Here is a 6,368-nt window from a genome sequence, read left to right as displayed (position 1 = left end):
GCCTCGGTCTCGCGGTACGGGGAGGCCACGGACCCGCAGTCCAGGTGGTCGCGCCCGATCGCCAGCGGCGCCGCGAGTTCACCGCTCGCCACCATGTCGTTGAAGCGCGCGCCAGGGCCCGGTCGACCAGTTCGCCGATACGGGAGCCGGCCCGGCGGCCCTCCAGATGCAGCCGGCCGACGTTGATCCGGTCCTCGGCCAGCAGGGTCAGGACGGCCTGCGATCCCGCCGCGTACGTCGCGATGTAGCCCGTCTCGCCGCGTACGAGCAGTTCGCGGAAGCCGCCCCGGCCGGTCGCGTCGGTCATCCGGATCGCGACGCCGAGCGCGGCGGCGGTCAGCGCGGCGACCGACTCGGCCTCCGTCCCCGGTGTGTCGTGGGCGAGGACCAGTCCGTCGGTGCTGGCGGCCAGGGCGCCGGAGAGGAGCGGGACCCGTGCCCGTAACCGCTGGAGTTCGGCCAGGACGTCCTGCGCTTCGGCTTCCGGCACCATCAGCTGTCTCCTCCCGGCACGCTGTCTGAGCGCGCGTATCACAAGGCCTCCAATGCGGCTCGGAGCCGGCGCAGCAGGGCGACATCGGGGTCGGCCGTGACCTCGGGCAGCGCGATCCGCTCCGCGTCCCGGGCGGCCGCCGGCGGGACCGGTCCGACCAGCCCGGCCGCCGCGAGGCGCCGCAGATCGACCAGGACGTGGAACGCGGACCTGCCCAGCTCCTGCGCGATGGCGGTGGCCGTACGCACGCCGTCCACGTGCTCCAGCACGCGGCGCCGGCCCGGCGGCACGGGCGAGTCGTCCGGGTGGCCCGTCCGCGTGAGCGGGGCCGTGTCCACCGCCGCGTCCGGCCAGATCCGGTCCAGCAGCTCCCGGCGCCGCAGTGTCTCGCGCTGCACGGCGTCCACCGGGACCGGGCGCACGGGGCCGATCCAGTGCGCGACCCCGTACCGGAAGCGCGCCGGTGTCCTCGTCGGCGCGAGGGCGAAGAACGCGGCGTCGTACAGGGCGCCCAGGTGGCACAGCTCCAGCGCGCCGCCCGGCACCCGGCCGCTGTCCACGAGATGCCGCCCGACCCGCTGCCCGGCCCCCGCCTCGGCGACCGCGTCCCACCAGCCCTCGCGGCGCAGCGCGCCGCCCCGGGTCAGCAGGACGTCGATCCCGGGCGTCGCCGGGCTCTCGGCGTGCACGACCTCGCCGTCGGCGAGGTACAGCGTGCCCCGGTCGCGCATCAGGGCGCCGGTGGCCCGTTCGGCGGCGAGGCGCTGGAGCATGGGGGAGAGCACGGGGGCGGCGGCGGTCTCGTCCGCGAGGGCGGCGGTCACGCGAGGACCAGCCGCTCGGCGATCTCGCCCAGACGGATCCGGGCCAGTGCGAGGTTGCCCTCGGCGCGGTCCAGCCACAGGTGGAGGAAGACGCTGCTGTCGAAGTCCGTCTCCACGAACCGCAGGATGTGGTAGCCGGCACGGGCGGTGACGATCACGTCCTCGACCGGGGGAGCGCTCCCCGTGCCGCCCGGAGCGGGCGCGTCCGGTAACCCGAGGGCGAAGGCGGGCTGTTCGGCGGCCATCCGGGCCACCTCCGCCGTCTCCGCCGCGGTGGCCTCGTGGTCGCCGTTGGGCGAGTCGCCGATGGTGCCGAGGGCGAGACCGCTCGTCCAGTCGACGACGGCGGCGCCCCTGGCGCCGGGCAGTCTCATGACGTCGAGCAGGCACTCGTCGATTCCGGGCACGCGGATTTCCCCTCCGACACGGTGTTCGGCTGTGACCCTGAGGTTACGCAACGTGCTTGATCCAGGTGGGGGTTCTGGCATTTTCCATCGGTACATGCAGGTGGGTGCCGGAGAATGCCCCGCCGCGAAGCGGACGGGACGGCTCCAGAGGCTGTCCGGCCGAGCCTGTTGACTGGAGCTATTCACCCGCCCAAGATGTGAATAGAAAAATCACAGTCGCGAGGAGGCACCGCCATGTCAGGACCCCGCCCCGTACGGGCGCCGCGCGGTACGGAACTGAGTGCCCTGGGATGGCAGCAGGAAGCCGCCCTGCGGATGCTGCAGAACAACCTCGACCCCGAGGTCGCCGAGCACCCCGACAAGCTCGTCGTCTACGGCGGCACGGGCAAGGCGGCCCGCGACTGGCGCTCGTTCGACGCCATGGTCCGTACGCTGCGCACGCTCAAGCAGGACGAGACGATGCTCGTCCAGTCCGGGCGGCCGGTCGGTGTCATGCAGACGCACGAGTGGGCGCCGCGCGTGCTGATCGCCAACTCCAACCTGGTGGGCGACTGGGCGAACTGGGAGGAGTTCCGCCGCCTGGAGGCGCTCGGGCTCACCATGTACGGCCAGATGACCGCCGGTTCCTGGATCTACATCGGCACACAGGGCATCCTCCAGGGCACCTACGAGACCTTCGCCGCCGTCGCCGCGAAGAAGTTCGGGGGCTCGCTGGCCGGGACGATCACCCTGACCGCCGGACTCGGCGGCATGGGCGGCGCCCAGCCGCTCGCCGTGACCATGAACGACGGCGTCGCGATCTGTATCGACTGCGACCCGCGCGCCATCGAGCGCCGCATCGAGCACCGGTACCTGGACGTGAAGGCCGACAGCCTGGAGCACGCGCTCCAGCTGGCGGTCGAGGCCCGGGACGCCCGCCGCCCGCTCTCCATCGGCCTGCTCGGCAACGCGGCGGAGCTGCTGCCCCGGATGCTCGCCGAGGGCGCCCCGGTCGACATCGTCACCGACCAGACCAGCGCGCACGACCCGCTGGCCTACCTCCCGCTCGGCGTCGACTTCGACGACATGGCCTCCTACGCCGCCGAGAAGCCCGCCGACTTCACCCAGCGGGCCCGCGAGTCGATGGCCCGGCACGTCGAGGCGATGGTCGGGTTCATGGACGCGGGCGCGGAGGTCTTCGACTACGGCAACTCGATCCGCGGCGAGGCGCAGCTCGCCGGCTACGAGCGGGCCTTCGACTTCCCCGGCTTCGTCCCCGCCTACATCCGGCCGCTGTTCTGCGAGGGCAAGGGCCCCTTCCGCTGGGCGGCCCTGTCCGGCGAGGCGTCCGACATCCACAAGACGGACAAGGCCATGCTCGAACTCTTCCCGGAGAACGAGTCCCTGCACCGCTGGATCAGGATGGCCGGCGAGCGCGTCCACTTCCAGGGCCTGCCCGCCCGCATCTGCTGGCTCGGCTACGGCGAACGCGACCGGGCCGGCGAGCGCTTCAACGACATGGTGGCGAGCGGTGAACTCGCGGCGCCGCTGGCGATCGGGCGCGACCACCTGGACTGCGGGTCCGTGGCCTCCCCGTACCGCGAGACCGAGGCCATGCTCGACGGCTCCGACGCGATCGCGGACTGGCCGCTGCTGAACGCCATGGTCAACGTGGCATCGGGCGCGTCCTGGGTCTCCCTCCATCACGGCGGCGGGGTCGGCATGGGCCGCTCCATCCACGCCGGGCAGGTGACCGTCGCCGACGGCACGCCGCTGGCCGGCGAGAAGATCCGGCGGGTGCTGACGAACGACCCGGGCATGGGGGTCATCCGGCACGTGGACGCGGGATATGACATCGCGGACGAGGTGGCTTCGGACAAGGGTGTGCGGGTGCCCATGCGGGAGGGCGACGCATGAGTCTGCCTTCGGCTGCGCAGGGGGGCGGTGCGGGGCCTTCGCCGGGTGCGGGTTCCGTTGTGCCCACCCTCCCCCACAGCCCTGAAGGCGTGGGAGGTGCCCCCCTCGCCCTGCGGAACGATCGCCCACAACAAAGCTTCCAGGCCATGTGGGCCGAGCTCGCGCCCATCGGGCGGCACCCGGACAGCGGGGGATACCGGCGGTACGCGTGGACCGGGGCCGACGCCGAGTGCCGGGAGTGGTTCCGGGCGCAGGCCGAGGCGCGGGGGCTGGCCGTCGAGACCGACCGGAACGGGAACCAGTGGGCCTGGCTCGGGGACCCGCTCGCCGGGGACGCCGTCGTCACCGGGTCGCACCTCGACTCCGTGCCCGACGGCGGTGCCTTCGACGGGCCGCTGGGTGTCGTGTCGTCCTTCGCCGCGCTCGACGAACTCCGCCGCAGGGGAGCGGAGTTCACCAGGCCGCTGGCCGTCACCAACTTCGGGGACGAGGAGGGCGCCCGCTTCGGCCTCGCCTGCGTCGGCTCCCGGCTCGCCGCCGGACAGCTGACCGTCGAGGCCGCGCACCGGCTGCGCGACGCCGACGGTGTCACCCTGCCGCAGGCCATGGCCGCCGCCGGATACGACCCCGACGCCATCGGGCCCGACCCCGAACGGCTCGCCCGCATCGGCGCGTTCGTCGAACTCCACGTCGAGCAGGGCCGCGCCCTGGACCTGAGCGGCGACCCCGTCGGCATCGCCTCCGCGATCTGGCCGCACGGGCGCTGGCGATTCGACTTCCGGGGCGAGGCCAACCATGCGGGCACCACCCGGCTCGCCGACCGCCGCGACCCGATGCTCACGTACGCCGAGACCGTCCTCGCCGCCCGCCGGGAGGCGGAACTCGCCGGTGCCCTCGCCACCTTCGGCAAGATCGCCGTCGAGCCCAACGGGGTCAACGCCATCCCCTCCCTCGTGCGCGGCTGGCTCGACTCGCGCGCCGCCGACCAGGACACCCTGGACACGGTCGTCGCCGCCGTCGAGCGTGCCGCCCGGGAGCACGCCGAACGGGCCGGCATCGACCTCGACGTCGTCCGCGAGTCGTTCACGCCCGTCGTCGAGTTCCAGCACGCCCTGCGCGACGAGCTGGGCACCCTGCTCAAGGGATCCGCCCACGGCACCGGCCGCCCGGTCCCCGTGCTCGGCACCGGCGCCGGGCACGACGCGGGTATTTTGTCCGCTTCGGTCCCGACCGCCATGCTGTTCGTACGGAACCCGACCGGGATCTCGCACTCGCCGGCCGAACACGCCGCCGAGGACGACTGCGTGGCCGGGGTGACCGCACTCGCCGACGTACTGGAAGGTCTCGCGTGCCGCTGACGACGGAGGCGACGGGCAAGCCCGTCACCGAGACGTACTGGCTGTCCCACGCCTGGCTCGGCACCCATGTCGAGCCGGGTGTCGTCCTGGAGGTGTCCGACGGGCGGATCGCCCGCGTCCGCACCGGCGTGGACACCCCGCCGCCCGGCGCGACCGCGCTGCGCGGGTTCACCCTGCCGGGCCTGGCCAACACCCACTCGCACGCCTTCCACCGCGCCCTGCGCTCCACCGTCCAGGTGGGCTCCGGCACCTTCTGGACCTGGCGCGAGACCATGTACCAGGTCGCCTCCCGGCTCACCCCGGACACCTACTACGCGCTGGCCCGCGCGGTGTACGCGGAGATGGCACTCGCCGGCATCACCGCGGTCGGCGAATTCCACTATCTGCACCACGGGCCCGGCGGCACCCCCTACGACAACCCGAACGCCATGGGCGAGGCCCTGATCGCGGCCGCCCGCGCGGCCGGCATCCGGATCACCCTGCTCGACACCGCCTACCTCTCCGCCGGATTCGGCTCCGGGCCCGGCCACTACCACGAGCCCGACCGGCACCAGGCCCGCTTCAGCGACGGCACCGCCGACGCCTGGGCCGAGCGCGCCGCCCTCCTCAAGGGCGACGACCACGCGCTCATCGGCGCCGCCGTCCACTCCGTGCGGGCGGTCCCGGCCGGCCAGCTCTCCACCGTCGCCCGGTGGGCCGAGGAACGGCGGGCACCCCTGCACGTCCACCTCTCCGAGCAGACCGCCGAGAACGACGCCTGCCTCGCCGCGCACGGGCGCACCCCCACTCAGCTCCTCGCCGACCACGGCGTCCTCGGACCCCGCACCACCGGCGTCCACAACACCCACCTCACCGACGAGGACATCGCGCTCATCGGCTCCACGGCCACCGGCACCTGCATGTGCCCGACCACCGAACGCGACCTCGCCGACGGCATCGGCCCCGCGGCCGCCCTCCAGCACGCCGGCTCCCCGCTCTCGCTGGGCAGCGACAGCCACGCGGTGATCGACCTCTTCGAGGAGGCCCGCGCGATGGAACTCGACGAACGCCTGCGCACCCGCAGGCGCGGCCACTGGACCGCCGCCGCACTGCTGCGCGCCGCCTCCGCCGACGGCCACGCCGCGCTCGGCCGCCCCGACGCGGGCGTCCTCGAACCGGGCGCCCCCGCCGACCTGGTGACGGTGGCCCTGGACTCCGTCAGGACAGCCGGGCCGGTGGCACGGCTGGCAGCGGAGACCGCCGTATTCGCCGCCTCCGCGGCGGACGTCCGCCACACGGTGGTGGCGGGGCGCCACCTCGTACGCGACGGACGGCACACGCTCGTGGACGACGTCCCGCAGGCGCTCGCCCAGGCCATCGGCGCCCTGCGTCCCTGAGCGGTAATCCGGCG

5 protein-coding genes and 2 pseudogenes are annotated in these 6,368 nt (G+C 73.7%); 3 read left to right on the top strand and 4 right to left on the bottom strand.

Annotation, left to right across the window (positions count from 1 at the left end; genetic code table 11):
- The 4 genes and pseudogenes from EAO73_RS37445 to EAO73_RS30135 all read right to left on the bottom strand — a co-directional run.
- Window positions 1-101: pseudogene (locus EAO73_RS37445) on the bottom strand (hypothetical protein); the annotation flags it as partial.
- 2 nt (window positions 102-103) lie between these two features.
- Window positions 104-493, bottom strand: a pseudogene (locus EAO73_RS30145) (roadblock/LC7 domain-containing protein); the annotation flags it as partial.
- Window positions 494-531: 38 nt separating this feature from the next.
- Window positions 532-1,266 (bottom strand): transcriptional regulator, encoded by a 735-nt coding sequence (locus EAO73_RS30140; RefSeq protein ID WP_224756561.1) that lies wholly within the window; start codon window positions 1,264-1,266, stop codon window positions 532-534.
- A 47-nt stretch (window positions 1,267-1,313) separates the two neighbouring features.
- On the bottom strand, window positions 1,314-1,724 hold the full coding sequence (locus EAO73_RS30135) for a hypothetical protein (RefSeq protein WP_147974695.1): 411 nt from the start codon (window positions 1,722-1,724) through the stop codon (window positions 1,314-1,316).
- A 234-nt stretch (window positions 1,725-1,958) separates the two neighbouring features.
- On the opposite strand from EAO73_RS30135, the gene hutU reads away from it, so the two are divergent.
- The 3 genes from hutU to EAO73_RS30120 are packed head-to-tail and all read left to right on the top strand — an operon-like array spanning window position 1,959 to window position 6,354.
- Entirely contained in the window at window positions 1,959-3,620 is a 1,662-nt protein-coding gene (gene hutU / locus EAO73_RS30130) for a urocanate hydratase (RefSeq protein WP_147974694.1), read from the top strand.
- Window positions 3,617-4,978, top strand: a complete 1,362-nt coding sequence (locus EAO73_RS30125; RefSeq protein WP_412075568.1) for an allantoate amidohydrolase — start codon at window positions 3,617-3,619, stop codon at window positions 4,976-4,978. The genes hutU and EAO73_RS30125 overlap by 4 nt, the downstream gene beginning before the upstream one ends.
- Window positions 4,969-6,354 carry a formimidoylglutamate deiminase gene (locus EAO73_RS30120; protein WP_147974692.1) on the top strand — a complete coding sequence of 462 codons (1,386 nt, stop codon included), beginning with the start codon at window positions 4,969-4,971 and terminating at the stop codon, window positions 6,352-6,354. Before EAO73_RS30125 ends, EAO73_RS30120 begins: the two co-directional genes overlap by 10 nt.
- The last annotated feature ends 14 nt before the right edge of the window (window positions 6,355-6,368 follow it).

Origin of the sequence: Streptomyces sp. col6, from assembly GCF_008042035.1 — a bacterium.
Taxonomy (GTDB): Bacteria; Actinomycetota; Actinomycetes; order Streptomycetales; family Streptomycetaceae; genus Streptomyces.
This window is presented reverse-complemented; position numbering and strand designations above follow the sequence as displayed.

What these genes read in the sequence shown, in the direction of transcription:
- EAO73_RS30140 (WP_224756561.1), bottom strand. Translation starts at nt 1,266, where the DNA reads ATGCTCCAGCGCCTCGCCGCCGAACGGGCCACCGGCGCCCTGATGCGC.
- hutU (WP_147974694.1), top strand. Translation starts at nt 1,959, where the DNA reads ATGTCAGGACCCCGCCCCGTACGGGCGCCGCGCGGTACGGAACTGAGT.
- EAO73_RS30125 (WP_412075568.1), top strand. Translation starts at nt 3,617, where the DNA reads ATGAGTCTGCCTTCGGCTGCGCAGGGGGGCGGTGCGGGGCCTTCGCCG.